Here is a 3,517-nt window from a genome sequence, read left to right as displayed (position 1 = left end):
CAAGCACATTTCCAATGGGGCGAGAATTGCGAAGCAATGTAGCAACATTGGTCGGCTTTAGCCGAATGTGCTTGAACATTAGCGATATAATGATGCCTAAAATTGATGGTATTGAACTTTGTAATACTTTAAAAAAAGACGAAAAAACAAGCCATATTCCTATAATTCTACTCACAGCAAAAAGTGGTGACGAAAATGAAATAAAAGGATTAGAAACTGGAGCAGACGATTATATTGTAAAGCCTTTTAACAGTAACAAACTTAAAATACGTGTTGAAAAACTTATAGAGCTAAGACAAAAACTACAATCAAGATATAGCACTCATTTTGAACTCAGCAGTATAAGTACAACTCCTGTTGATCAGCAATTTTTAACTAAACTAAAAACTATACTCAACGATTATATCACCGACTCGTCATTTAACTCTAATGTTTTGTCTAAAAAAATGGCTATGAGTAGAATGCAACTACACAGAAAACTAAAAGCTATAACAGGATTTTCAACAACCGAGTTTATCCGTAACGAACGCTTAAAGCTAGCGGTTAACCTTTTAAAAGACTCTGACTTAAACATTTCTGAAATCGCATATCAAGTCGGTTTCAACACACCTTCCTATTTTATAAAATGCTTTAAAGACGTTTATAAGTCTACACCTTCAGAATTCACTTCAAATCAATAAATACCAACAACTTTACGACATATGTTACATAGTTGATATAGTTTGTTACATAATTGACATCAAACTTTTTATTCTCATCATAACTTTACAAAACAAACAACGCATCCCTTTGATGCATTTTGTTGACCTCTCAATTAATAGCGTCTAACTAAGCACTGTAGTAATGCTAAAAAAAAAACTATTAGACGAAGCTAATAACGACCAGAATATTTATATAAGCATAGACCATTTAAAACATGGCAACTATATCATAAATATAATGTTAAACAATCAAGTTGTTAAATCTGTAAGAATCAATAAAAAAACATCATGAAAACAAAACTCATTTTTATAACATGCGCATTTTTACTTTGTGGAATAAATGCCGAAGCACAGTTTTTAAAAAAACTAAAAAAGAGAGCTGAACAAGCAGCAGAACGTACCATCCTTAATAAAACAGATGAAGTAGTATCTAAAAAAACTGAAAAAACTATTGACGATGCAACTTCAAAAAAAGAAAAATCTGATAAAAAAGAAGATGAAGATACTAGCGAACTCGAAGCATCAAACACAGCTTTAACTAAAAATACTGAAGCTAAAAAAGCATTTTTCAAAGAAGATATTATCATAAAAATGCACGAAAATGGAAACTTAAACCAAACTCAGTTTTTTGATGCCAATGAAGTAGCTGTTAGAATTGAAGATCCAAAACAACCTAAACCTGGTTTCATTGATAGTGAAGGTTATATGTATGTATACAGCGAAGGCGAATACCAAAAAACAGGAATTGTAGCACTTCAAAGTCAAGGTTTGATGGCTCCTACTATGATGATTGAAGCCTATAAACTACCACCTGAGCCCTTTATGGCTCAATTTGAAAAACAGCAAGATTTAGGTGTGACTGCTAACCCTTTCAATGGAATTGTAGAGTTTGCATTCATATATAAGCCAGATGATTTTAGGTATGATGATTTTAATGAAACTACCCAAACGTTAAGAGGTAAAACGTATACTAAGTTTGAGTATTTAAACGAACCTGGTTATGAAGGTAGTTACGTTCTTTTTGATGACCAAGAGAGATTAGTTGAAATCTACACTAAAACATCAGAAGAAGCTGAACTTATTGATGGCTTTGGTTCACAAGGACAAGCCGGTGAAAGTTTAATGGTATATGATTACAAACCTGTTGAAGTCAAACTGCCTAAAGCTAGAGAAGTCAAAACCGTTGGAGAGGGACTTATGGGAGGTGTTATGGAAAACATTGTTAAAGGAGGAAATACCGGAAACACCAACATAGATGACAATGATTATGATAGCAGTAATAATAAAGGAAGTGTAAAATCGGCAAGAAGATCAATAAAAAATCATAAAGTAACAGTTAATGATTTACCTGAAAGCTATGACTTTAATTGGCAACTTGAAACAGAAATGACCTTAAACACAAGAAAGAAAGAGACCATAATGATGGTGTTTTTAATTAATGAAAGCGCATCGTATCAAGCTACAAAAATGACTATGGGGAACAACAAAAATACAGGAACTACAACTATGCTGTTTGACATGGACTTAAGCACAATGGTTATGTTTATGGATGCTCAAGGCACTAGTTTTTTACAAATGTATCCTATACCAGAAGTTAAATCCTCTAAAGAGAATTTAGATAATTATAACATAAAAAAGTTACCAGCTAAAACCATTATTGGTTATACCTGCGAAGGGCTACAATTTGAAGATGATAGGTATATAATGAAAATGTACCACACATTAGATGCAAAAATAAAACTTACAAACTTTTTGAATTTTGGTTCACAAAAACCATCAGATTTTCCTGATATGGACTCGAGGGTGTTAGATCAATTCTCTAACGGTTTAATTTTAGAAATGGATATCATTGATAAAAAGAAATCTAAAAACAACGTAAACATTATTGCTAAAGCATTAAACCAACAAAAGACATCTATAAAAAAAGCCAATTACAAAACTATGGATTTATTTTCAGGTGCAAGGATGAAAAAAAACTAAGTTTATAAAATTCTAATATGAAAACAATACTTTTAAAAAGACTAATACTAGTTAATATTACTATAGCTGTTATAAGTTCTTGCGGTGAAAATTCAAAACAAGACAACACTTCTACCAAAATTAAAACTGTAAAAAACACCATAAAAACTATTAGTAAAACTGAAAATTTATTAGAAACAACTTCACTTACAAATGAGGCATTACAAGATTGGTTTCCTAATCAATTAATGAGTTTACAAAAAACTACAACTAGTATTGCCCCAATGTCAACACATGGTATTAATGGAGCAATTGCCAATTATGATGGAAATAATAAAGAAAAAATAAAAATCACATTATATGATTGCTCAGGTGAGAAAGGAGTTTTGCTTTTAAGTCAATACTCGTTCTATAAAAATATGACTGTAAATAACGAAAATGATTACAAAATTGAAAAATCATTTAATAAAAGAGGTATGGAAGGTATTGAAGCCTATGATAAGAACAGACAATATTCTGACATTTCCTTTTTATATAATGATCGGTTTGGTGTAAACATTAAAGCTTATAATATGAATAGAGAATCCGTTTGGGAATCTATAAATAATTTAAAGTTTGATGAATTGCTTGAATAAAAACAATTCTATAAATAAAGCTTTAATTATAAAAAGGATTCTAGCTTTATTTATTTTAGTTGTTAATTGGATAAAGAATCACTATTAATTCATTAAGAAAACTCTATAAAACAAAAAAAAAGCATTCATAAAATTATGAATGCTTTTCTAAAAAAGGCGATGACCTACTCTCCCACAGTTGCAGTACCATCGGCGCTAACGGGCTTAACTTCTCTGTTCGGA

At 30.8% G+C, this 3,517-nt stretch carries 3 protein-coding genes and 1 rRNA gene; 3 read left to right on the top strand and 1 reads right to left on the bottom strand.

Going from position 1 to position 3,517, the window contains the following annotated elements:
* From OD803_RS14405 to OD803_RS14395, 3 genes are all read left to right on the top strand, one after another.
* The coding region (locus OD803_RS14405; protein ID WP_262734051.1) for a helix-turn-helix domain-containing protein at positions 1 to 680 on the top strand (680 nt) is incomplete at its 5' end.
* A 309-nt stretch (positions 681 to 989) separates the two neighbouring features.
* On the top strand, positions 990 to 2,681 hold the full coding sequence (locus tag OD803_RS14400; protein ID WP_262734049.1) for a DUF4412 domain-containing protein: 1,692 nt from the start codon (positions 990 to 992) through the stop codon (positions 2,679 to 2,681).
* A 17-nt stretch (positions 2,682 to 2,698) separates the two neighbouring features.
* On the top strand, positions 2,699 to 3,295 hold the full coding sequence (locus tag OD803_RS14395; RefSeq protein ID WP_262734047.1) for a hypothetical protein: 597 nt from the start codon (positions 2,699 to 2,701) through the stop codon (positions 3,293 to 3,295).
* Positions 3,296 to 3,446: 151 nt separating this feature from the next.
* Here the strand turns inward: OD803_RS14395 and rrf are convergent.
* Positions 3,447 to 3,517, bottom strand: a 5S ribosomal RNA gene (rrf, locus tag OD803_RS14690); the annotation flags it as partial.

It is taken from the genome of Gaetbulibacter sp. NE (assembly GCF_025548475.1).
Taxonomy (GTDB): domain Bacteria; phylum Bacteroidota; class Bacteroidia; order Flavobacteriales; family Flavobacteriaceae; genus Gaetbulibacter_B; species Gaetbulibacter_B jejuensis.
The sequence above is the reverse complement of the archived record's forward strand: the minus strand, read 5'-3'. Positions and strand labels throughout refer to the sequence as shown.

Bases quoted from the DNA above. Each gene is read 5' to 3' on its own strand.
- OD803_RS14395 (WP_262734047.1), top strand. From the start codon at position 2,699: ATGAAAACAATACTTTTAAAAAGACTAATACTAGTTAATATTACTATA.
- OD803_RS14400 (WP_262734049.1), top strand. From the start codon at position 990: ATGAAAACAAAACTCATTTTTATAACATGCGCATTTTTACTTTGTGGA.